At 67.9% G+C, this 23,223-nt stretch carries 20 protein-coding genes; 9 read left to right on the forward strand and 11 right to left on the reverse strand.

The window, feature by feature from the left end:
- Positions 1-52: 52 nt before the first annotated feature.
- Both pruA and A9W95_RS10565 read left to right on the forward strand, forming a co-directional pair.
- Positions 53-1,684: an L-glutamate gamma-semialdehyde dehydrogenase gene (gene pruA, locus A9W95_RS10560; RefSeq protein ID WP_067411822.1), complete on the forward strand. Its 1,632-nt coding sequence runs from the start codon at positions 53-55 to the stop codon at positions 1,682-1,684.
- Entirely contained in the window at positions 1,684-2,649 is a 966-nt protein-coding gene (locus A9W95_RS10565) for a proline dehydrogenase family protein (protein WP_067411825.1), read from the forward strand. The genes pruA and A9W95_RS10565 overlap by 1 nt, the downstream gene beginning before the upstream one ends.
- Positions 2,650-2,722: 73 nt before the next feature.
- Here A9W95_RS10565 and A9W95_RS10570 read toward each other — a convergent pair whose 3' ends face one another.
- Genes A9W95_RS10570 through A9W95_RS10610 form a run of 9 tightly spaced genes read right to left on the reverse strand, consistent with a single transcriptional unit; the run spans position 2,723 to position 10,451 of the window.
- Positions 2,723-3,337, reverse strand: a complete 615-nt coding sequence (locus A9W95_RS10570) for a TetR/AcrR family transcriptional regulator (RefSeq protein WP_067411828.1) — start codon at positions 3,335-3,337, stop codon at positions 2,723-2,725.
- Complete coding sequence (locus A9W95_RS10575) at positions 3,334-4,404, reverse strand: zinc-binding dehydrogenase (RefSeq protein WP_067411831.1); 1,071 nt, start codon at positions 4,402-4,404, stop codon at positions 3,334-3,336. Before A9W95_RS10575 ends, A9W95_RS10570 begins: the two co-directional genes overlap by 4 nt.
- 9 nt (positions 4,405-4,413) lie before the next feature.
- Positions 4,414-5,583, reverse strand: coding sequence for a lipid-transfer protein (locus A9W95_RS10580; RefSeq protein ID WP_067411834.1), 1,170 nt, complete (start codon positions 5,581-5,583; stop codon positions 4,414-4,416).
- Positions 5,580-6,035, reverse strand: a complete 456-nt coding sequence (locus tag A9W95_RS10585; protein WP_067411836.1) for a MaoC family dehydratase — start codon at positions 6,033-6,035, stop codon at positions 5,580-5,582. Before A9W95_RS10585 ends, A9W95_RS10580 begins: the two co-directional genes overlap by 4 nt.
- Complete coding sequence (locus A9W95_RS10590) at positions 6,035-7,135, reverse strand: acyl-CoA dehydrogenase family protein (RefSeq protein WP_067411839.1); 1,101 nt, start codon at positions 7,133-7,135, stop codon at positions 6,035-6,037. Before A9W95_RS10590 ends, A9W95_RS10585 begins: the two co-directional genes overlap by 1 nt.
- Positions 7,136-7,141: 6 nt before the next feature.
- Positions 7,142-7,543 carry a Zn-ribbon domain-containing OB-fold protein gene (locus A9W95_RS10595; RefSeq protein ID WP_067411842.1) on the reverse strand — a complete coding sequence of 134 codons (402 nt, stop codon included), beginning with the start codon at positions 7,541-7,543 and terminating at the stop codon, positions 7,142-7,144.
- On the reverse strand, positions 7,543-8,085 hold the full coding sequence (locus A9W95_RS10600; RefSeq protein ID WP_067411845.1) for a MaoC family dehydratase N-terminal domain-containing protein: 543 nt from the start codon (positions 8,083-8,085) through the stop codon (positions 7,543-7,545). The genes A9W95_RS10595 and A9W95_RS10600 overlap by 1 nt, the downstream gene beginning before the upstream one ends.
- Positions 8,082-9,290: an acyl-CoA dehydrogenase family protein gene (locus A9W95_RS10605; RefSeq protein WP_067411846.1), complete on the reverse strand. Its 1,209-nt coding sequence runs from the start codon at positions 9,288-9,290 to the stop codon at positions 8,082-8,084. Before A9W95_RS10605 ends, A9W95_RS10600 begins: the two co-directional genes overlap by 4 nt.
- A gap of 3 nt (positions 9,291-9,293) precedes the next feature.
- Positions 9,294-10,451 (reverse strand): cytochrome P450, encoded by a 1,158-nt coding sequence (locus A9W95_RS10610; RefSeq protein ID WP_371328054.1) that lies wholly within the window; start codon positions 10,449-10,451, stop codon positions 9,294-9,296.
- A 190-nt stretch (positions 10,452-10,641) separates the two neighbouring features.
- Between A9W95_RS10610 and A9W95_RS10615 the strand changes: the two genes are divergently transcribed.
- The 5 genes from A9W95_RS10615 to A9W95_RS10635 all read left to right on the forward strand — a co-directional run bounded on the left by A9W95_RS10615 (position 10,642) and on the right by A9W95_RS10635 (position 18,201).
- On the forward strand, positions 10,642-12,099 hold the full coding sequence (locus A9W95_RS10615) for an aldehyde dehydrogenase family protein (protein WP_067411895.1): 1,458 nt from the start codon (positions 10,642-10,644) through the stop codon (positions 12,097-12,099).
- The gene (locus A9W95_RS10620) at positions 12,099-14,336 is read left to right on the forward strand and encodes a CaiB/BaiF CoA-transferase family protein (RefSeq protein WP_067411853.1); all 2,238 of its coding nucleotides are present in this window, start codon (positions 12,099-12,101) and stop codon (positions 14,334-14,336) included. The genes A9W95_RS10615 and A9W95_RS10620 overlap by 1 nt, the downstream gene beginning before the upstream one ends.
- Before the next feature lie 45 nt (positions 14,337-14,381).
- Positions 14,382-15,287: an alpha/beta fold hydrolase gene (locus A9W95_RS10625; protein WP_067411856.1), complete on the forward strand. Its 906-nt coding sequence runs from the start codon at positions 14,382-14,384 to the stop codon at positions 15,285-15,287.
- Positions 15,288-15,297: 10 nt separating this feature from the next.
- Positions 15,298-16,713 carry an acyl-CoA synthetase gene (locus A9W95_RS10630; RefSeq protein ID WP_067411858.1) on the forward strand — a complete coding sequence of 472 codons (1,416 nt, stop codon included), beginning with the start codon at positions 15,298-15,300 and terminating at the stop codon, positions 16,711-16,713.
- Between the two features lie 219 nt (positions 16,714-16,932).
- Complete coding sequence (locus tag A9W95_RS10635) at positions 16,933-18,201, forward strand: MFS transporter (protein ID WP_067411898.1); 1,269 nt, start codon at positions 16,933-16,935, stop codon at positions 18,199-18,201.
- Positions 18,202-18,206: 5 nt separating this feature from the next.
- Here the strand turns inward: A9W95_RS10635 and dapD are convergent, their stop codons facing one another.
- Positions 18,207-19,163 (reverse strand): 2,3,4,5-tetrahydropyridine-2,6-dicarboxylate N-succinyltransferase, encoded by a 957-nt coding sequence (gene dapD, locus A9W95_RS10640; RefSeq protein WP_156746125.1) that lies wholly within the window; start codon positions 19,161-19,163, stop codon positions 18,207-18,209.
- 38 nt (positions 19,164-19,201) lie between these two features.
- Between dapD and dapE the strand changes: the two genes are divergently transcribed.
- Complete coding sequence (dapE, locus tag A9W95_RS10645) at positions 19,202-20,266, forward strand: succinyl-diaminopimelate desuccinylase (RefSeq protein ID WP_067411864.1); 1,065 nt, start codon at positions 19,202-19,204, stop codon at positions 20,264-20,266.
- 50 nt (positions 20,267-20,316) lie between these two features.
- Here dapE and A9W95_RS10650 read toward each other — a convergent pair whose 3' ends face one another.
- Entirely contained in the window at positions 20,317-22,560 is a 2,244-nt protein-coding gene (locus tag A9W95_RS10650; RefSeq protein WP_253851623.1) for an ATP-binding protein, read from the reverse strand.
- An 86-nt stretch (positions 22,561-22,646) separates the two neighbouring features.
- Between A9W95_RS10650 and A9W95_RS10655 the strand changes: the two genes are divergently transcribed.
- Complete coding sequence (locus tag A9W95_RS10655; RefSeq protein ID WP_067411867.1) at positions 22,647-23,210, forward strand: TIGR00730 family Rossman fold protein; 564 nt, start codon at positions 22,647-22,649, stop codon at positions 23,208-23,210.
- The last annotated feature ends 13 nt before the right edge of the window (positions 23,211-23,223 follow it).

The following is a 23,223-nucleotide window of genomic DNA, read 5'->3' on the forward strand; positions in this document are numbered from 1 at the left end:
GTTGTCCGATCGGATAATACCGCCGCATCCCCTGCCGGGGATCCTGAGCTGCATGGATGCCATCACTCACGTGCCGTCACCGGCCAACGAGCCGGTCCACGACTACGCGCCCGGGTCCGCCGAACGTCAGCGGCTGCAAGCCGAACTCGCCGCACAGGCCGCGCACCCGATCGACCTGCCGCACGTCATCGGCGGCCGCCATCGAATGGGCGACGGCAAGCGGATCGATGTAGTGCAACCACACCGGCACGCCGCCAGGCTGGGCACGCTGACCAACGCGCTGCATACCGACGCCTCGGCCGCGATCGAGGCCGCCGTCACCGCCAAGAGCGATTGGGCCGCCATGCCCTTCGACGAGCGGGCGGCGGTGTTCCTGCGCGCGGCCGATCTGCTAGCCGGGCCGTGGCGGGAGAAGATCGCCGCGGCATCCATGCTCGGCCAGTCGAAGTCGGTGTATCAGGCCGAGATCGACGCGCCCTGCGAGTTGATCGACTTCTGGCGGTTCAACGTCGCGTTCGCCCGGCGACTGCTGGCGCAGCAGCCGATCAGTGGGCCAGGGGAGTGGAACCGCACCGACTACCGGCCGCTCGACGGCTTCGTCTACGCGATCACGCCGTTCAACTTCACTTCGATCGCCGGTAACCTGCCTACCGCGCCGGCGCTGCTGGGCAACACCGTCGTGTGGAAGCCCTCGATCACCCAGACGCTGGCGGCGTACTTGACCATGCAACTTCTCGAGGCGGCCGGCCTGCCACCGGGGGTGATCAACTTGGTCACCGGGGACGGTTTCGCGGTATCGGAGGTGGCACTGGCCGATCCGCGGCTGGCCGGCATCCATTTCACCGGATCGACGGCAACGTTCCAACACTTGTGGCAGCAGGTCGGCGCCAATATCGGCCGCTACCTGAGTTATCCGCGACTGGTCGGGGAGACCGGCGGCAAGGACTTCGTGGTTGCGCACGCCTCGGCCCGCCCGGAGGTGTTGGCCGCCGCGCTGATTCGCGGCGCGTTCGACTACCAGGGGCAGAAATGCTCGGCGGCCTCCCGCGCCTTCATCCCGCAATCGGTGTGGCGCCGCATGGGTGACGAATTCCTGAGCGCAACAGCCGACTTGACCTACGGTGACGTCACCGACCTGACCAACTTCGGCGGCGCCCTGATCGACCGACGCGCCTACGCCAAGAATGTCGAGGCCATCGAACGGGCCAAAGGAACGGCCGCGTTGACCATCGCGGTCGGCGGAGAGTACGACGACCGAGAAGGCTACTTCGTTCGGCCCACCGTCCTGCTGTCCGACGACCCGACCGACGAGGCGTTCGCCACCGAATACTTCGGACCGCTACTGGCGGTGCACGTCTACCCCGACGCGGACTATGAACGGATCCTCGACGTCGTCGACACCGGTTCCCGGTATGCGCTGACCGGGGCGGTGATCGCCGACGACCGGGCCGCGGTGCTGACCGCACAACATCGGCTGCGCTTCGCGGCGGGCAACTTCTACGTCAACGACAAGCCGACCGGGGCGGTGGTCGGACGGCAACCATTCGGTGGCTCCCGCGGGTCGGGCACCAATGACAAGGCCGGTTCCCTGTTGAACCTGACCCGCTGGACCTCGGCGCGCACCATCAAGGAGACGTTCGTGCCGGCCACCGAGCACGCCTACCCGCACATGGCGGGCGACTGATGTCCGGGTTGTTCACCCGCACCGTGCGCCCGGCGCTACTGGCGGCCGGCCGGTCCGAGCGGTTGCGCCGCAGGGTTCAGCATTCCCGGCTCTCCCGTCGAGTGGTGCACAGGTTCGTGCCCGGGGAGACCCTGGACGACGTCATGAGCGTCGTTGCCGCGCTACGTGATTCGGGACGCTATGTCAGCATCGACTACCTCGGTGAGAATGTCACCGATGCCGACGGCGCGGCGGCCACCGTGGCGGCCTACCTGCGCTTGCTCGATGCGCTGGGCAATCGAGCGGAGACGGCGATCGACGGCGTGCGGCCGCTGGAAGTGTCGGTGAAACTTTCCGCGCTGGGACAGGCGCTGGACCGCGATGGTCAGAAGGTGGCGCTGGACAACGGCCGCACGATCTGTGAACGGGCTCAGCGGGCCGGGGTCTGGGTGACCGTGGACGCCGAGGACCACACCACCACCGATTCGACGCTGTCCATCTCCGGTGACCTACGGGTCGACTTTCCTTGGCTGGGCACGGTGGTACAGGCGTATCTGCGTCGCACGCTCGGTGACTGCGAGGATTTGGCGTCGGCGGGTGCGCGAGTCCGGTTGTGCAAGGGCGCCTACCAGGAACCGGAGTCGGTGGCCTACCCGGACCGCGCTGAGGTCACTGAGTCCTACCTGCGCTGTCTGCGGGTGCTGATGTCCGGCGGCGGTTATCCGATGGTGGCGTCTCACGACCCGGCCATCATCGCCGCCGTTGCGTCGCTGGCCCGCGAAACGTCGCATGACGCAGCGCAATTCGAGTATCAGATGTTGTATGGCATTCGCGACGACGAGCAGCGGCGGTTGGCCGCGTCCGGCAACCAGCTACGGGTCTATGTGCCGTTCGGCACGCAGTGGTACGGGTACTTCATGCGGCGGTTGGCCGAGCGGCCGGCCAACGTGGGCTTCTTTCTGCGTGCGCTGTCCAGTCGAGAGTGACGTCCTGGCGTCGACAGTGCGCCCATGGCGGCATTCCGGCGGCGATCCCGCCGTCAGCGCCCGTTCGACGCCGTCAACGCACTCTGGCTGGTCCGCGCGCGGGCCGCTCGGCGGCAAATCCCCGCACCACGTGCGCCCGCACGAAGTCGGCGACGACGTCGGGGTCATCCATGTTCATCGCCGACGACGGCGTGCTGAACAGGGAGAATAAGATTCGCGCGAACCACTCACCGGCGGCCTCGATGTTCAGCTCCTTGCGTACCTCACCGGTGAGCTTGGCCGCTGACAAATACGGCGCGAAGAAGTCGACGCATTCCTGAAGCAGTACGGCGGCGTCTTTGGTCAGCAGCAGGCTGATCGCCTCTTCGTCGAAGTATTTCTCCGACGCGATGGCCCGGCGGGCCTGGGTCACGAACACCGCCGCCCGGGCCAGCTTCTCCTCCAGTGAGCCACCGCGATCCATCGCCTTGGACATCTCTCGGTAGAACTGTTCGGACGCATGCTCGGCGCAGGCCTCCAGGACCGCGGCTTTGTCCCGGAAGTACTCGTAAACGGTGCTACGGGAAACGTTGGCCATCTTGGCGATGTCGACAATCGTCGTCTTCTGCAACCCGTGCTTGCGGAAGCACGCGTACGCCGAGGAGATGATCAGTTCCCGGGTGTCGGTGGCGGTGGCTTGAGTCATCAGGGCACCAGCGCTCCCCGCGGCACCAGTCCGGCACCCGCCGACGCGAAGGCGTCGTTGACGTCGGCGAGGCGAAATGGCTCGGGCATCAGTCGGTGGAACGGGAACCGGGTGCGCTGCAGGAACTTCAACCCGATCGCCAAGGTGACCGGGTCGTAGAGCATGACACCGCGCACCGACTTGTTGCCGTAGACCAGGATGCTGGGATCGAGCTCGAACGTGCGGCCCATTCCGACGTTGCCCACTTCCAGCAGGGTGCCGCCGTTGTTCAACAATCCGAGCCCCTCGGGAATGACGCCAGGTATGCCGACGACTTCCAGCACCCAGTCGGCGCCGATTCCGTCGGTGCGAGCCCGGACCGACTCGGCGACTTCGGCCGCCGAGAGGTCACTGGCGTCAATGCAGTGCGTGGCCCCAAAATCCGCGGCGACGTCCAGCCGTGCGGCGATCTTGTCGATCACGATGACCTCGGCGGCGCCGGCGGTGCGCGCGACGGCGGCGGCGTTGATACCCAGTCCGCCCGCGCCCTGGATCACGACCGTGTCACCCATTCGCACGTCGTGCAACGCGAACAACACCTGCGCCAGTGCGCAATTGAGTGGGGTGACCGCTTCGTCGGACAGGTCGTCGGGCACCTTGTACAGCGGCTGGCGGCGGGTGGTGTAGTAGTACTCGCCGTAGGCGGCGACGAAGTGCGGCGGTTGGTTCTGGGTGCGGAACTCGCCGGCCATCAAGTTCTGGCAGGCGTGGGAGTGGCCACGCGCGCAGGCATGGCATTGGCCGCAGGTCCAGAAGTACGGCGTGACAACGCGATCGCCGACCGCCAGCGGTGCGCCGGTCGCGTCGGCGGTCAGTCCCTCGCCCAGTTCGGCGATCTCACCGACCATTTCGTGGCCCATGGCATAGGGACAGGGGAGGGGCAGCTCGCCGCGAAATATGTGCAGGTCCGAACCGCAGATCCCGGCCATCCGCAGTTTGAGCGCCGCCGTCCCCGGTGCCGGTGCGGTGAGCGGATATTCGGCCAACTCGATAGGCCCGCCGTAGGCAGTCAGCAGCGCAAGCTTGGGCATGTCTCCTCGCTATCCGGCCGGTGCCAGGATCAACCCACTGGTGGGCACCCCGGTTCCGGATGTGACCAGCACGTGTTCGACATTGTCCACCTGGTTGTAGGAGGTGCCGCGCACCTGCCGCACCCCCTCGGTGATGCCATTCATGCCGTGGATGTACGCCTCGCCGAGCAACCCGCCGTTGGTGTTGATCGGAAACTCCCCGCCCAGCGAAAGCCGTTCGACGGTGGCGAAGTCCTTGGCCTCGCCGCGTCCGCAGAATCCCAACTCCTCGAGCTGGGTGAATACGAACGGGGTGAAATGGTCGTAGATGAAGGCGGTTTGGATGTCGGAGGGCTTGAGGCCGGAGTCTCGCCACAACCGGTCGGCCACCACACCCATCTCGGGTAGCCCGGTGATGTCCTCGCGGTAATAGCTGGTCATCATCTCGCCCTCGGCCGCCGCCCCCTGTGCGGCCGCGGTGATCACCGCCGGGGGTTGACGAAGGTCTCGCGCGCGTTCGGCGCTGGTGACCACCAGCGCGACACCGCCGTCGCTTTCCTGGCAGCAATCCAGCAGCCGCAACACCGGTTCGATGATCCAGCGCGAGCTCTGGTGATCCGCCAAAGTAATGGGGCGCTGGTAGAACCACGCGTCCGGGTTGTTGGCCGCGTGGGCCCGGTCGACGACGGCGATGCGGCCGAAGTCCTCGTTGGTGACCCCGTAGGCCGACATGTACCGCTGGGCGTGCAACGCCACCCAGGCCGCCGGCGTCAGCAACCCGAACGGGGCGTAATGCGCCATGAACAAGGGCGTCTCGGTGCTGGTGCGTCCGCTTCCGCCGAAGCGCATGCCCGAGCGTTCGTTGAACGCCCGATAACACACCACCACGTCGGCCACCCCGGTCGCCACGGCCATGGCAGCGTGGACGACAGTGCCTGCCGCCGCGCCGCCGCCGTGTGGAACCCGGCTGAAGAAGTTCAAGTCGCCGATGCCGACATTGCGCGCGACGTCGATCTCGTCGCTGGAATCCATGGTGAAGGTGACCATGCCGTCGACCTCGCTGGGCGCCACGCCGGCGTCGTCGAGGGCGGAACTGACCGCCTCACAAGCCAATTGCAGCTCGCTGCGGCCGGACTCCTTGGAGAACTCGGTTTGTCCGATACCGACGATCGCCGTGGCCCCGGCCAGCATCGCCGTCATGTGCGGGCTCCGTCCAGCAGGCTGAGCACCGCGGTGCCCGACACATGGTCACCGAGGCTGTTGGCCGCCTTGAACGTGACCTCGACGAAGTTTTCCCCGTCGGTCCCTTCGGATTTGCCGGTGACGCTGCCGGTGAAGCGCAGCGGGTCATCGGGGAAGCTCGGCACGCCCAGGCGAATCGACAGCTTCTTGACCATCGCATCCGGTCCGGCCCAGTCGGTGAGGAAGCGCGTGCACAACCCGTTGGTGGTCAGGATGTTCATGAACAGGTTCGGCGAGCCCTGCTTGTTGGCGTAATCGCGGTCATGATGGACCGGCATGAAGTCTCGCGATGCGATGGCGCCGGCCACGATCACCGTGGTGGTGACCGGGATGACCAGGGCGCTCACCTCGTCGCCGACCGTGATGTCGCGCCACTTCAGCGTGGTGGCATGCGCGGCTGTCGTCGTCATCAACGTCCTTCCGGGTAGGTGCTGCCGAGCTGGGCAAGCTGCAGGGACGCCGGGCCCAGGGTGAGTTCGTTGTGCTTGGCCCACAGGAAATAGCGATGCAGCGGATAGGTGACGTCGATGCCGATGCCGCCGTGCACATGCTGGGCGGTGGCGGCCACCCGGGCACCGGCCTCGGCGGCCCAGAACTTCGCGATGCGGGCGGCCCGGTCGGCGGGGCGACCCTGCGCGGCGAGCCACGCGGCATGCCAGGTGGTCCACCGGATCGCTTCGACATCGATGAAGGCGTCCGCCATCCGTTGTTGCACCGCTTGGAAGCTGCCGATCGGGCGGCCGAATTGCTCACGCGTGGTGGTGTATTCGGCGGCCGTGTGCATGGCGCGGTCGACGACGCCGAGTTGAATGGCGCACAACCCGATCAGCGCGCGGGTGTAGATGGACTCGATGTCACCGGCTAGCCGGTCTTGGTCGGAAACGGCGGCGCTGTCGAGAAAGACGTCGGCGTGCGGCTCCCGGTTGGTGGTGGTAGCCGGGCGAACCTCGACACCGGGGGAGTCGAGCGGTAGCAGGAACAGGCCGACGGTGCCGTCGTCGGTGGCGGCGGGGATGAGCGCGGTGTCGGCCAGCTGCGCGGCGGGCACCAGTTCCTTGGCTCCGTCCAGACGCCAGTGTGTGCCGTCGCGGCGAGCGGTGGTGGCCGGTGTCGTGGGGTCAGAGCGACTGGGTTCGACCAGGCCGGCGGTCAGAATCCGTTGCCCGGCAACAACGTCCGGAAGGAAACGACGCTGCTGCTCGGCGGTACCGTGCCGGACGATGGGATCGGCGCCCAACACCAGCGTCGCATAGGCCGGTACCGGCGCGACGCTCCAGCCGACCTCGGCGAGCAGTACCCCGAGTTCGACGAAGCCGCCGCCGTTGCCGCCCAACGACTCCGGCATCGCGGTGCCCAACAGGTCGACGGCGGCGAGCTCCTGCCAGAGGGCGGTGTCGTAGCGGATGCCGCTCTCCAATTCGCTCAGGCGTTCCGGGGTGGCTCGGCGCTCGAAGATGTCGCGGGCCAGCTTGGCGATGGTCTCCTGCTCTTCGGTGAAGGTGAAGTCCATCGGGTCTCAGCCCGCCGCCGGCCGGAATTGGTGCAAGACAAGGTCATTGTCGAAGCTCGAGTAGAAGACTTCGACCGGCATGCCGACCGTGACCTCGGCCGGGTCGATGTCGCACAGGTTGGACACCAACCGCACGCCCTCTTCCAGCTCCACCAGGACCACGATGTAGGGATAGTCGAAGAACGGGAACCGGGGCTGGTGCGGCACCACGTAGCTGTAAACGGTTCCTTTGCCCGAAGCCGCCAGGGTATCCCAGTTCAGCGATCGGCACGCAGGGCACATGGGCCGGGGCGGATTACGCAGCGCGCCACATCCTTGGCAGCGCTGGATCAGCAACTGGTGCTCGCGCAACCCACTCCAGAAGAATTCGGTGTCGGGGCTGATCGCCGGCGGCAGTCGGGTGGCCATCAGTTGCCCGGCTTGAATCGTAGGACCCGGAAACGTTGACGTCCCAACACTTCTCCGTGCTGATCGACGTAGGTCGTCAGCCAGGTCAGGAAAAAGCCCGTCCCCAGCGCCGTCTTCTTCTCCTCGGACACCGATTCGTATACCGTCGTCGCGCTGATCACATCGCCCAACCGCGGATAGCGCTCGATCTCGAACTCGGAGTTGGTGGCCACCGTGCTGGTATAGCCGGCGTCGTCGAGAAACGAGGTGGGATTGAACTTGATTTCGATCGGCGCGCCGCCGCGTTCCCCGATGCCTTCCAGCTTGGGTGCGGGCATGGTCCAGGTCTGCAACATGACCGGCGGGGAGACGATGCCACCAAACCGCGAGGTGGCTGCGAAGTCGGGGTCGAGGTAGACGGGGTTCATGTCGTCCAGCGCGTGCGCCCAGTGCCGGATCATCGGCTGATTCACCGGATCCGGTGCCACTGAGGGCTTTCCGGTTCCACCGGTGGGTTGGCCGACGAGCGCCTGCACCTTGGCGTGCACCTCTGAGTCGGTCACTTGGGCGGTCCTTTCTGTTCGGTGGCGGTAGCTCGAAGGTCACGAGGGGCCCTGGGCATGAGCAGCCCTGCCATGGCGATGATGTCGCGTTGGATCTCGTTGGCCCCGCCGCCGAACGTGTTGATCACCGCTTGCCGGTACGCGGTCTCCAGCGCTCCTCGCAGCGGGGCTTGCGGGCCGCGGCGAATCCCGTTGCCGTCCAGCACTTCGAGCAGCTCACGGGCCACTTGCTGGGTCAACTCGGTGCCGAACACTTTGGCGGCCGACGCTTCGCCCATGTTCAGCACGCCTTTGGTCATCGCGGCGTTCACCCGCAGATTGACCAGTTTGTATGCGGCGACTTGCGCCTCGACGCGGGCCAGTGCCTGCTGCACCCAGGGCTGGTCGATCACCCGGCCGCCGTCGAGTTCGGTGGCGGCGGCCCACTGCAGCGTCTTCTCGAACAGCGGCTCGAGCGCACCCAGGTTGCCCAAGGCCGCCCGTTCGAAGTTCAGCTGCGTGGTGATCAGTTGCCAGCCTTGGTTTTCCTCGCCGACCAGCGAGCTGGCGGGGACCCGCACATTGTCATAGAAGGTGTAGAACGTCGAGATGCCCGGCATGGTGTGCAGCGGCTGCCAGGAAAATCCGGGCGACGTCGTGGGCACGATCAGGATCGAAATGCCCTTGTGCTTCTTGGCGTTGGGATCGGTCCGCGCGGCCAGCCAGATGTAGTCGGCGTAGGCGGCGCCGCTGGTGAACATCTTCTGTCCGTTGATCACATAGCTGTCCCCGTCGCGGACCGCCGTGGTACGCAGCGACGCCAGGTCGCTGCCGGCCCCCGGCTCGGAGTAACCGATCGCGAATTCGACGCTGCCGTCCAGGATCGCCGGCAGAAATCGCTGTTTCTGCTCGTCGCTGCCGCACTGCATCAGGGTGGGTCCCACGGTGTTGAGCGTGACCAGCGGGACCGGCGCGTTGGCCCGGCGCGCCTCCTCGGCGAAGATGAATTGCTCGATCGCGGAAAACCCGCGTCCCCCATACTCTTTAGGCCAGCCCACGCCGAGCAGATCGGCCGCAGCCAAAGCCCGCACGCATTCGCGCACCGCCGGACCGCCCTCGACCTGGTCACCGATCGCTGCCGTGCGCTCCGGCGTCATCACCTGTTCGAGGGCGGCCCGCATTTCCGCGCGCAGCCGCTCCTGTTCGGGGGTGTATTCCAGATGCATGTCTTAAGCGCCCAGCCGCACCGGCATCCGTTTGACGCCGGGCACCATGGTGGCCCGCATCCGGCTCACCTCTCCGACGAGTTCGATGCTGGGGAAGCGGCTCAGCAGCTCGTCGAACAACAGGTGTGCTTCCAGACGCGCCAGCTGAGCGCCCAGGCAGGAATGCTCACCACACCCGAAAGCGATGTGCGGGTTGGGATGTCGGGTCACGTCGAAGGCCTCGGAATCGGTGCCGAAGACGTCTTCGTCACGGTTGGCCGACCCATATAGCATCACCACCACCTGACCGGCAGCGATGCGCTGCCCGCGGATCTGGACATCGGTCGTCGCGGTACGCGCCATGTGCACCACCGGGCTGTTCCAGCGCAGCATCTCCTCCACCGCGCTGGGAATCAACGACGGGTCCTCGACCAGCATCCGGTACTGGTCGGGGTGCTCGATCAGCGCCAGCGTGCCCAGCGCAATCAGATTGCGGGTGGTCTCGTTGCCGGCTACCAACAGCAGGAACGCGAAGTTGACCAATTCTTCGTCGCTGAGCCGCAATCCGTCGATCTCCGCGTTCACCAGAGTGGACAGCATGTCCTCGCGCGCCCCGGTGCGCCGGTCGGCGATCAACGCTTGGAAGTACTCGTAGAGCTGGCCGGCCGCTACCAACGAGTCGAGCTCGATCTCCGGGTCGGCGGACCCGGTCATGGCGTCCGACCAGGCGCGGAACTGTTCCCAGTCGTCCGGCGGTGCGCCCAGCAGTTGAGCGATGATGCGGGTGGGCAGCGGCGCGGCGATTTCCTCGGCGAACTCGTGGACGGAACCCGGCTCGATCTCGTCGAGAATCCCGCGCACGATCTCGCGGATCTTCGGCTCCAGGATGGCGACGTGGCGGCGGGTGAAGCCGGAATTGATCAGCTTGCGCAGCTGACGGTGCCGCGGCGGGTCGGTGAAGATCAAGCTGCCTTCCTGCACCGGATTCGGCAGTTGGGGGTCGGGAATGGTGATGCCCTGCGTCGAAGAGAACAGCGCGGGGTTGCTCGACACGAACCGGACGTCCTCGTACTTGAGCAGTGCCCAGAATCCAGTGACGTCGTTCCAGCAGACCGGTGACAGGGCTCGCAGTTCGCGATAGGCCGGGTACGGATCGCCGGCATAGAAGTCGGGCGAGTGCAGGGGGAACGTAGTGCGCACTGGCTCGCCTCCCTCAATCCGACACTTAGGCCATAAGTGTCTTGTTGAGAGTGTCTACTCCTTGGCGTAGCACTATGTCAATCACGGTAATTCATGGCCGAAGTGATTGACGCCCGCCTGCAACGGGTGTACACCAGGTCACTAGATGACCGACGTTCGGGTGAGGAAGCAGATGGCCGAGCCGCAGCCCACGCAATTGATTGACGCCTATGGGCTCTACATCGACGGGCGCTGGGTCGAACCGGAGGACGGTCGCTACGACGACGTCTGCCCGGCCACCGAACGCACCATCGCCACCGCGCCGGATGCAAGTGTCGATCAGGTCGGCGCGGCCATCGGCGCCGCCCGGCGGGCCTTCGACGAGGGCCCATGGCGGACCATGGCCGGGGCGGAGCGAGCCAGGTATCTGAACCAACTCGGCGACGCCTTACTCAAGCACAACGACGAATTCTTCGCGCTGGCCCAGGCGGAGTGGGGATGCACCGCCAACGAGCGCATCATGCAAGTCGACGGCGCCGGATACATGTCCATGCACGCGGCTCAACTCGCCGCAAAACTGGCCGACAAGCCCGTTACCGGGATCGGCGCCGGCACCACACTGCTGCGCCATGAGCCCCTGGGGGTGGTGTCCATCCTGACGCCGTGGAACTTCCCGCACACCCTCAACGTGATGAAGGTCAACAATGCGCTGGCCGCGGGCAACACCGTCGTCCTCAAACCCTCGCCCTTGACTCCGTTGGCCGGGTTGGCGCTGGCCCGAATCATCGACGAGCACACCGACATCCCGCCCGGAGTGGTCAACGTCGTCACTCCGTCGGGTATCGAAGCGGCGAAAGCGCTGACCACCGATCCGCGCGTCGACATGGTCAGCTTCACCGGCAGCTCCGCGGTCGGATGCCAGGTCATGTCGGCCGCCGGCCAAAGCATGAAACGCATCCTGCTCGAGTGCGGCGGTAAGTCGGCCAGCATCCTGCTCGACGACACCATGGTGACCGACGACATGCTGCGGCAGATGCTGTTCGACTGCTGCTCGCTGCACGCCGGGCAGGCCTGCATCCTGCACAGCCGGCTGTTGCTGCCTGACAATCTCCACGACGACGTGGTGGACCGGCTGGTCATCCTGGCCCGTGCGGTCAAGGTCGGCGATCCTACTGACCCGGCGGTGCAGATGGGCCCGTTGATCAGCGCGTCGCAGCTCGAGCGGGTCCAGGAATTGGTCGGCGCGGCCGTGCGCGACGGTGCCACGCTGGCGACCGGGGGCCAGCGCCTCGGCGATGTCGGATTCTATTTCGAACCAACGATTCTCACCGATGTCGAGCCGGATGCGGCGATCGCCCAAGAGGAAGTGTTCGGCCCGGTGCTGACGGTGTTGCGCTACCGCGACGACGAAGAGGCGGTGGCAATCGCCAACAACTCCCGCTACGGCCTGTCCGGAGGGGTGTGGGGGACCGACGTGGACCGGGCCGTCGGCGTGGCGCGGCGCATCCGCACCGGACAGATCGCGGTCAACGGCACCAGCCCGGGCGACGCCCCCTTCGGCGGGTTCAAGCTCAGCGGGTTCGGCCGGGAAGGCGGGGGCATCGGCGGACTACACCAGTACATGGAGCCGCAGGCCATCGGGATTCCCTGATGTCGGGGCCCCTGGCAGGGATCCGCGTCGTCGAACTCACCACCGAGATCTCCGGCCCGTACGCGACGAAGCTGTTCGTCGACCTCGGCGCCGAAGTGACCAAAGTTGAAACGCTCGAAGGGGATCCGCTGCGGTGCTGGGGTCCGTTCCCCGGCGAGGTCAGCGACCCGCAGCGCAGCGGCATGTTCGACTACCTCAATGCGGGCAAGCAGATCGTGACGGCCGACCTCACGCGGCCGGCCGGCATGACCGCGGTGCGCGAGCTCATCGCTCACGCGGACCTGGTGGTCGAAGATTGGGGGCCCGGCACACTCGAGCACACTGGTCTTGGTGCCGACGCCTTGACACAACTCAACCCGAACCTGGTGCTGCTACGCATTTCTCAGTTCGGACAGTCGGGCCCATGGCGCGATCGGCACGCGACACCGCTTACCCTACAGGCGGTAGCCGGTTGGATCAGCGTGCGCGACCCGCACCGCCCGCCGGTGCAAGCCGGGGCCCGCATCGCCGAGTACGTCGCGGGTGCTTACGGCGCGCTGGCCGCGCTCACCGCCATGCGGCTGCCGGCGACCGGACGCGTCACGGAAGTCGATGTGTCCCAATTCGAGTCGCTGCTGTCGACGCTGCCCTACCCGATGCTGATGTCCGAACGCATGCGCGCTCTCGGCTTCCCGCCGAACGTGCGCTCCGCACCAATGCTCGGCGTGGTGCGCGCCGCCGACGGCTGGGTCGGAATCAACTGCCTGACCGGGCAGCATTGGCTCGACGTGTGCGCCATGCTCGGACTGCCCGAGTACGGCGACAAGCAGATCGACATCATGATGGGCGGACCCGAGCGGGCGGAGTTCTTCGCCCAGGCCGAGCCGGTGCTGGCCGAGCGGACCGTCGCAGAAATCGTCGAACTCGGCCAGGCGCTGCGCATTCCGGCCGCACCGGTCAACGACGGTGCCAGCGTGCTGGACTGTCCGCAGTACGCCAAGCGCGGCTTCTTCACCCAAGTCCGCGGCTTCCGCCAACCCGGCGTGCCGTTCCGGTTCTCGAATCAATCTGCCTCGCAACCAGTTCGGTACCCGGATGCGTCGTCGTCAGCCGGCGGCCCACTGCCGTTCGCGGGACTACGGGTGTTCGACCTGAGCACCTTCTGGGCCGGCGCGTATCTCACCTGCTACTTGGGCGCGTTCGGCGCCGACGTCGTTAAAGTGGAGTCCATTCAGCGGCCCGACGGACACCGCTACTCCGGCGCGTTTCCGTTCGAGGGCGACGACTGGTACGAGCGCAGCGCCATCTGGCAGGCCACCAACCTCAACAAACGTGACCTCACCCTCGACCTGACCGCGCAGCGCGGCCGCGACATCGCCCACCGGCTGGTCGCCGACGCGGACGTGGTCGTCGAGAACTTCTCGCCGCGAGTCGTGGAGCACTTCGAGCTCGACTACACGTCGGTGGCGGCATTCAACCCCGACGTCGTCATGGTGCGCATGCCGGGCTTCGGTTTGGAGGGGCCGTGGCGTGACTACGTCGGCTGGGCGCTCAACATCGAGCAGACCTCCGGCATGTCCGCCGCCACCGGCTACCCGGACGGCCCGCCGTGCAACCTGCAGGGGCCCGCCGACCCCATCGTCGGCGTGCATGCCGGCGTCGCGCTGCTGGCCGCGCTCGCACAGCGCCGGCGCACCGGCGAGGGCCGGCTGATCGAAGTCGCGCAGATCGAGGTCGCCGCCTGTGTGACCGCCGAACCGGTGATCGAATACACGATGAACGGTGTGGTCCGCCCCCGGGAAGGCAACCGCCGCCGCGGTTATCTGCAGGGCGTGTACCCGAGCAGCGTCGACGACGCCTGGGTGGCCGTGTCCATCCCGTATGACGGCGCGCTGGACTATGACGTGTTCGACGAACTTGTCACCGGCTGGACGCGCACCCAAACCCCCGAGCGGATCGTGGAAACCCTGCGCGCTCAAGGCATTGCCGCCGAGCAACTGACCACCGGCGACCAGATGTACGACATCGCCCAGCTCGACGACCGCGGCTTCTACGAACGGTTCGACCACCCGATCACCGGGTCACGCCGCTATCCCGGCTGGCCGTTTCGGATCGGCGCGCACCGGCACCACCGGACGCCGCCGCCCACCCTCGGGCAGCACAACGACGAGATCCTGCGCGGCCTGGGTCTTTCCGCCGAGGACATCGCCGGCCTGCGCGACCAACGCATCATCGGGCAGCGGGTACTCAACGGCTGACCGGGTGGGTTTACCGACGCGTTGACACGTGAAAGGCTGCTGGGCATGGTCGTCGCGATCGCCCGCCCCAAGCTCGAAGGAAACATCGCCGTCGGGGAGGACCGGCAGATCGGTTTCGCCGAGTTCGGCGCCCCGCAGGGACGACCCGTGTTCTGGTTGCACGGCACTCCCGGCGCGCGCCGGCAGATCCCCACCGAAGCCCGCGTCTACGCCGAGGAACACAACGTCCGCCTCATCGGCATCGACCGGCCCGGCATCGGCTCGTCCACCCCGCACCGCTACGAGACGATTCGGGCGTTCGCCGAGGACCTGCGCGCCATCGCCGACACGCTCGGCGTCGACAAGATGGCCGTGGTCGGCTTGTCCGGCGGCGGTCCGTACGCGCTGGCCTGCGCGGCGGGCCTGCCCGACCGGGTGGTGGCCGTCGCTGTGCTCGGCGGAGTGGCGCCCACGCAGGGCCCGGACGCGATCAGCGGCGGCGCGATGAGGCTGGGCCTGCTGGTGGCGCCGTTGCTCAGGTTTGGCGGCAGCCCGCTGCGCATCGGCGCCAGCCTGCTGGTCCAGTCGATCCGCCCGGTCGCATCACCGGCGCTGTACGCCTATGCCGCCGTCTCGCCCCAAGCCGATCGTCATCTGCTGACTCGCCCCGAGTTCAAGGCGATGTTCCTCGACGACCTGCTCAACGGCAGCCGCAAACAGCTGGCGGCGCCGTTCAACGACATCATCCTGTTCGCCCGGGACTGGGGATTCCGGCTCGACGAGGTGAAGGTGCCGGTCCGCTGGTGGCACGGCGACCATGACCACATCATCCCGTTCGCCCACGGCGAGCACGTGGTGTCCCGGCTGCCGGACGCCGAGCTGTTCCACCTGCCCGAGGAAAGCCACCTGGCCGGGTTGGGCCGCGGCGAGGAGATCCTGGCCACGCTGATGAAGCTCTGGGACGAGCAGTAACCTCGCTGACGTGCTGCTGGCCTCCCTGAATCCCGCGGCGGTCACCGCCACCGACATCCCCGACGCGGTCCGCATCGACGGCGCGGTGCTGAGCCGCAGCGATCTGGTGGGCGCCGCGACGTCGGTGGCCGAGCGGGTCGCCGGCGCCCAGCGGGTCGCGGTGCTGGCCACTCCCACCGCGGCCACCGTGCTGGCCATCACCGGCTGCCTGATCGCCGGGGTGCCCGTGGTCCCGGTGCCGGCCGACGTCGGGGTGGCCGAACGGCGGCACATGCTGACCGACTCCGGCGCGCAGGCCTGGCTCGGGGCAGCGCCCCCCGAGGACGAAAGGGAGGGGTTGCCGCACATCCCGGTGCGGCTGCACGCCCGGTCCTGGCACCGCTACCCCGAGCCGTCACCGGATGCCCTGGCCATGGTGGTCTACACCTCCGGCACCACCGGACCGCCCAAGGGGGTGCAGGTCAGCCGGCGCGCCATCGCCGCCGACCTGGACGCCCTGGCCGAAGCCTGGCAGTGGACGGCCGACGACGTCCTGGTGCACGGACTGCCGCTCTACCACATCCACGGCCTGGTACTGGGCCTGCTCGGGTCGCTGCGCGTCGGCAACCGCTTCGTGCACACCGGCAAACCCACGCCCGCCGGCTACGCGGCGGCCGGCGGGACGTTGTATTTCGGGGTGCCGACAGTGTGGTCGCGGGTGGTCGCCGACCAGGCCGCCGCCGAGGCGCTGCGGCCGGCGCGCTTGCTGGTGTCGGGAAGCGCGGCGCTGCCGGTGCCGGTGTTCGACGGGCTCGAGCGGCTCACCGGGCATCGGCCCATCGAACGTTACGGCGCCTCGGAATCGCTGATCACGCTGTCGACCCGAGCCGACGGCGAACGCCGCCCCGGCTGGGTGGGCTTGCCGCTGGCCGGCGTGCAAACCCGACTGGTCGACGACGACGGGCACGCCGTCTCGCACGACGGAGAGACCGTCGGCAAACTGCACGTGCGCGGGCCGACGCTGTTCGACGGCTACCTCAACCGGCCGGACGCCACCGCCGAGGCGTTCGACGCCGACGGCTGGTACCGCACCGGCGACGTCGCCGTCATCGACAGCGGCGGCATGCACCGCATCGTCGGCCGAGAGTCCGTCGACCTGATCAAGTCCGGCGGATACCGCATCGGCGCAGGCGAAATCGAGACGGTGTTGCTGGGACATCCCGGCGTTGACGAGGCCGCCGTCGTCGGCGCACCCGACGAAGACCTCGGGCAGCGGATCGTGGCGTATGTCGTCAGTTCATCCGCCGTTAACCCTGAGGACTTGATCGAGTATGTCGCGCAACAGCTTTCGGTGCACAAGCGGCCACGGGAAGTGCGCTTCGTCGACTCGCTGCCGCGCAATGCGCTGGGCAAGGTACTCAAGAAGCAGTTGCTGGCGCAGGGCTGAGCGCTCAACTCGTGTCGCACCGGTAACACCAAGCCCCACAATGCAACTGCGCTGAGACCGTTTCGTAACCAAACACCCCAGTTCAGCGACACGCAGGAAACTGCCAGGCGTTTCGACGTGAAAGGCTCTGGGATTTCACATACCGTCGTCGCTGTGCAACTGCAGGGCGAACAGCGCCAGGACCCGGCGGTGACCGTCGGCAACACCCGCGCCACCCCGATGAAGCAGGTCGCGGCCGCGTGCCTGGTCGGCTCGGCGATCGAGTACTACGACTTCCTCATCTACGGGACCGCCGCCGCCTTGGTGTTCCCGTACGTGTTCTTCCCGCACCTGAGTCCGGCGGTGGCGACCATCGCCTCGATGGGGACCTTCGCGACGGCGTTTCTGTCCCGCCCGATCGGCGCCGCGGTCTTCGGCTACTTCGGCGACCGGCTGGGGCGCAAGAAGACATTGGTGGCCACGCTCCTGATCATGGCCGTCTCGACGGTCACCGTCGGGTTGGTGCCCAGCACGGCGGTCATCGGCATGGCGGCCCCGCTGATCCTGGTGGCGCTGCGGCTAATGCAGGGCTTCGCCGTCGGCGGGGAATGGGCCGGCTCGGCGCTGCTGAGCGCCGAATACGCGCCGGCCGGCAAACGCGGCCGCTACGGCATGTTCACCTTGCTCGGCGGCGGCACCGCCGCCGTGCTGAGCAGCCTGACCTTTCTGGGCGTCAGCACCACGATCGGTGAGAACAGTCCCGCATTTCTGCAGTGGGGATGGCGCATCCCGTTCCTGATCAGCGCCGCCCTGATCGCGCTCGCGCTGTACGTACGGCTGAACATCAGCGAGACGCCGGTGTTCGCCCAGGAGCGGGCGCGCGACTTGATTCCCCGAACCCCGATCGCCGAGGTGCTTCGCCTGCAGCGTCGGGAGATCATCCTGGCCGGCGGCAGCATCCTGGGTGGGTTCGGCTTCGCCTACACCTCGAGCACGTTCCTGGCCATCTACGCCCATTCGCACCTGGGCTATTCGCGGGGCTTCATCTGGTCGGTCGGTGTGCTGAGCGGACTGGCGAGCATCACCTGCGTCGCGGTGTCGGCCACGCTGAGCGATCGGGTGGGGCGCCGCCGCATGATGCTGGTGGGCTGGCTGGGTTGCCTGCCCTGGTCGTTCGTGGTGATCCCGTTGCTGGACACCGGTGAGCCCGCCCTGTACGCGGTGGCGATCGTCGGCATCTCGTCGCTGGCTGGGATCGGCTCCGGCCCCACGGCGGCGTTCATCCCGGAGCTGTTCGCCACCCGCTACCGATACAGCGGGTCGGCGCTGGCGTTGAACATCGCCGGGGTGTTGGGCGGTGCGGTACCCCCGCTGATCGCCGGCACGCTGCTGGTCACCTACGGCAGTTGGTCGATCGGTTTGATGCTGGCCGGCTTGGTCTTGGTCAGCCTGCTGTGCACCTATCTGCTGCCCGAGACCAAGGGCACCGCACTGTCTGCCGAAGCCTGACGGCGCTAGTTGTGGGCGTGCAGGTCCTCGTTGAGGGCGATGCCCTGCCGGTCGCGCGACACCACCTCGACCGCCCCGCTCACCGAGTTGCGGCGGAACAGCAGGTTGGAGCCACCAGAAAGCTCGCGTGCCTTGACTGAGGCGCCGTCGGGCGCGCGGACCTTGGTGCCGGCGGTGACATACAGACCCGCCTCGACCACACAGTCGTCGCCCAGGGAGATGCCAATACCGGCGTTGGCCCCGAGCAGGCAGCGCTGGCCGATCGAGATGACCTGTTCGCCGCCGCCGGACAGCGTGCCCATGATCGACGCCCCGCCGCCGACGTCGGAGCCGTCGCCCACCACCACGCCGGCCGAGATGCGGCCTTCGACCATCGAGGCGCCCAGCGTGCCGGCATTGAAGTTGACGAAGCCCTCGTGCATCACGGTGGTACCCGGCGCCAAGTGGGCGCCGAGCCGCACCCGGTCGGCGTCGGCGATGCGCACTCCCGAGGGCACGACGTAGTCGACCATCCGGGGAAACTTGTCCACCCCGTACACCGTCACCGGGCCATGGCGGCGCAGCTTGGCGCGCACCGCTTCGAAACCATCGACGGCGCACGGGCCGTAGTTGGTCCACACGACATTGGTCAATATCCCGAAAAAGCCGCCGGCGTTCAGCCCGTGCGGCGCCACCAGTCGGTGCGACAGCAGATGCAATCGCAAATAGGCGTCGTAGGCGTCGGCGGCCGCCTCGTCCAGTGCGCCGATGACAGTGCGGACCACGACGGTCTCGGTGTTGCGGTCGTCGTCGCGGCCGACCAGCGGGGCCAGATCGGCGGGGACGTCGTCCCCGGACAGTCGCCTGGTGCCGCTGCTGCCGGACTCGGTCAGTTCCGGTGCGGGGAACCAGGTATCGAGAACCGATCCGTCCGCGGAGAGGGTCGCCAGGCCGATGCCTGCAGCTCCAGTCACGGTCCACAAGGTTACTGTGGCCGCCGAACCGCAGATACCCTGGCTCCGTGCTGGACTTATCCGGGGATCCCGTCGAGTTGACCGCGGCGCTGGTCGACATTCCCAGCGAGTCGCGGGACGAGGCGCGGCTGGCCGACGAGGTGGAGGCGGCGCTGCGCGCGCAGACCTCCGGCTTCGAGATCATCCGCAACGGCAACGCGGTGCTGGCGCGCACCGAATTGAACCGGCCGTCGCGGGTGCTGCTGGCCGGGCATCTGGACACCGTGCCGATCGCTGACAATCTGCCCAGTCGGGTGGAGAACGGTGAACTGCACGGCTGTGGCACCGCCGACATGAAAGCCGGTGACGCGGTCTTCTTGCACCTGGCCGCCACGGTGGCCGAACCGGTACACGATCTGACGCTGGTGCTCTACGACTGCGAGGAGATCGATTCGGCGGCCAACGGTTTGGGCCGCATCGAACGGGAACTGCCGCAGTGGCTGGCCGCCGATGTGGCGATTTTGGGTGAGCCCACCGCGGGCTGGATCGAGGCCGGCTGCCAGGGCACCCTGCGGCTGGTCGTCAGCACGACCGGTACCCGGGCTCATTCGGCGCGATCCTGGTTGGGCGACAACGCGATTCACAAGCTGGGCACCGTGCTGGACCGGTTGGCGAATTATCGGGCGCGCAGCGTCGACATCGACGGCTGTGTGTACCGCGAGGGCTTGTCGGCGGTGCGCATCGACGGGGGTGTGGCCGGCAACGTCATTCCCGACGCGGCGTCGGTCACGGTGAATTTCCGTTTCGCGCCGGATCGTTCGCCGGCGCAGGCCCGCCAGCACGTGCACGAGGTGCTGGACGGACTCGATGTGCACATCGAACAGGTCGACGCCGCCGCCGGAGCGTTGCCCGGGCTGTCCCAGCCCGCCGCCAAGGCGCTGGTGCACGCCGCCGGTGGACAGTTCCGGGCGAAGTACGGCTGGACCGACGTGGCTCGGTTCGCGGCGCTGGGCATTCCGGCGGTCAACTATGGGCCCGGCGATCCCAACTTGGCGCATCGGCGCGACGAGCGGGTCCCGGTTGAGCGGATCACCGCGGCGGTGGACACGCTGCGCCGTTACCTGAGCCACTAGCCGGTTCGCCGAGCGTCACGCCAGCGTGGAACTCGGCGTCGACGGTTGCGCTAGCGTGACGTTGGGCGCAGGTCTTGGGCGGCGCGGGTGGCGTCGGCCGCGGCGGCCGCCATGCCGGCCGTCGCGAGTTCATCGGCCACCGCGACCAACGCGTCGGCGTCCGCGTCGGCCAGGGCCCGCGCATGCTTGACCGCCAAATCGCCCATGGCGCAGCCGAACTGGCCTACCAGCTGGGAGATCGGGTGCACCGCCCGAACGTCGCCGAGCCGGACGGCGTGGTGGTAGGCGTGCAGTGCGACCCCCGACTGCCCGGCCCGCTCGGCGGCGCGGGCAGCCTCACGGGCGGCGGTGATGGCGGCCGTCTTGTCCCGCGCGGCCGCCTTGGTCCACGCTCGCGCCAACCCCAGCTCTGGGGCGAACAGCCCCGACTTGGTGCCATGCCTTATCTCCGCGCGGCGCAACGCTTTCGCCGATCCGGGAATATCGCCCTGCTGCGCCAAGGCGGTGGCGAGCAACATCAACGACAGGGGGCCCCACGAATAACCGGTCCGCTCCAGCGTCGCTGCCGCAGGCTCCAAAAGCGCTGCTGCACTGGCGAATTCGCCCTTGAGGAGCAGCACGTCAGCCAGCAGCACCTCACCGATGGCGCGGCCGGGCTGCTGCGACTCGGTCATGTCGGTGAACCGCCGCGCCAGCGCATGGGCCGATTCGACGTCGCCGGCCATCACCAGCGCGGTGATCTGAGCCAACCCCACCGTGAACCGCAACAGTCCGGGATGCTCGGTGGCCGCGGCGCGTTCGGCCAGCCGGTCGACGTCGGACCAGCGGCCCATCCGTGCCGCGCACAACGCGGCCGCGCTGGCCGCCCACGGCGTTCCCATCCCCGAATTGGTCGGGTCGGCAAGCACTTCGGCGGCCAAGGCGACGGCGCGCTGCAGGTTTCCCGAATTCATCGCGAACGTCGCGGTCAACGCGTCCAACGCGCTGCGTGCCGTCGGATCGGTAATGCGGTTGCGGGTGGTCTGCAAAAAGGCGGTCGCGCGCTCGGGTTCGTCGAGCATCCAGAACTGGTTGGCGGCTCGCGGCACCGCCCACGCCATCAACTCGGTCTCCGACAACTCCGCGGGGTCCACCTCGGCCAGCACCGCCCCGGCTTCCCGGCCGCGGCCCTGCCACCCCAGCGCGTGCGCCAACGGAAGTCGCGCCGCCAAACCACCGGAGCGGTGCAGCGCCGCGCGCGCCAACCGCTCGGCCAGCACCAGATCGCCCAGCCGCAGCGCCTCCTCGGCGGCCGCCACGGCGTCGGGCACCGGCTCGGGGCTGTCGCTGTCGACCGCCAGCACCGACCGGCGCAGCCGATCACTGACGTGTTCGGGGCGGTGCTTGCTCAGCTGGTTGACCACGGCGGTGCGCAGCACCCGGGCGCCATCGGGCGTCAGCGCGGCGCGGGCGCGCTCGGCGTACACCGGGTGGGCGGCGAACAGCTCGTCGAGAGGGGCCGGACGGACCGCACCGGCGACTTCGGCGTCGGTCACGGCTTGCTCACCGGCCAGGGCGGTCAGGTCGGCGCGGGCCAGCGGTTCGGCGACGGCCAGGTAGTCGAGCACCGCGCGGGCCGGCGCCGGCAACCCGCTCAGGTAGTCGTCGACGACACCGGAGAGCGGAAGGGTGTTCTGGTGCTGCAGACCGCCCTCACCGACCAGATGCCGCAGGTACAGCGGGTTGCCCTGACTGCGCCGGAACACCTCGTCGGCCACCGCCAGATCCACCGACGCCCCCAACGCCTTCTCCACCAAGGCGACCGTCGGGCCGCGATCCAGCCCCACCACGTCGACCGAAGTCAGCAGATCGTCGGAGCGCAACGCGGCCACCGCGTCGGGCAACTCGACGGTGGATTCGACGATGACGATCAGGCGCGCCGCGCGGGTCAGCGCCAACTGGTAGACGAGCGTCGCCGACAGGGTGTCCAGCAGGTGCGCATCGTCGACCACCAGCAGCAGGTCGGCGCCATCGTGGGTCAGCGATTCGCGCGCCGCGCGCAGCAGCGCCGCGGGCCGACCGATCTCGGTGACGTCGACCAGGTGGCGAAACGCGCCGAACGGGACGAGTCGTTGCGACGGCGTGCCGGTCACCCAGCTGACCGTCTTGTCGGTGTAGGCGCGCAGGGTTTCGGCCAGGGTGGTTTTGCCGATTCCGGCAGGCCCGGCGAGCAGCACACCGGAGCGCTCCGGACCGTCCAACGCCGCCTTCGCCCGCTGGAGGACGGATTCTTCCGGAGTGATCACCCAGCGCACGGCCGGATCATATTGCGGCGTCGTCGACCGTGGGCGTTAACCCCAAACGTCGCCGGGCTCTGCGGTGTTGGTTTACCTTTCGGTGTATGCCTGAGCGAAGCGATGCGCCCGGCACGTGGACGGTGGCGGTGTACTGCGCCGCCGGACCGACGCACCCGGAATTGCTGGAGGTGGCCGCCGAGGTGGGTGAGGGAATCGCCCAGCGCGGCTGGACGCTGGTGTGGGGCGGCGGGCACGTGTCGGCGATGGGGGCGGTGGCCTCGGCGGCGCGAGCGCGCGGCGGCTGGACCGTCGGCGTCATTCCCAAACTGCTGCTGCACCGCGAACTGGCCGACCACCAGGCCGACGAGCTGATCGTCACCGACTCCATGTGGGAGCGCAAGCAGATCATGGAGGACCGCGCCGACGCGTTCCTCACGCTGCCCGGTGGCATCGGCACCTTGGACGAGCTGCTGAACTCGTGGACCGAGGGCTATCTCGGGGTGCATGAGAAGCCCATCGTCATGCTCGACCCCTGGGGGCATTACGACGGCCTGCGGGCGTGGGTTTACGGACTGGTCGATAGTGGCTACATCTCGCAGGCCGCGGTCGATCGACTGGTGGTGGTCGATAAGGTCGGCGAGGCGCTACAACACTGCGCACCCGCTTAGCCACCGACGGCGT

Origin of the sequence: Mycobacterium sp. 1423905.2 (assembly GCF_001673155.1) — a bacterium.
GTDB lineage: Bacteria > Actinomycetota > Actinomycetes > Mycobacteriales > Mycobacteriaceae > Mycobacterium.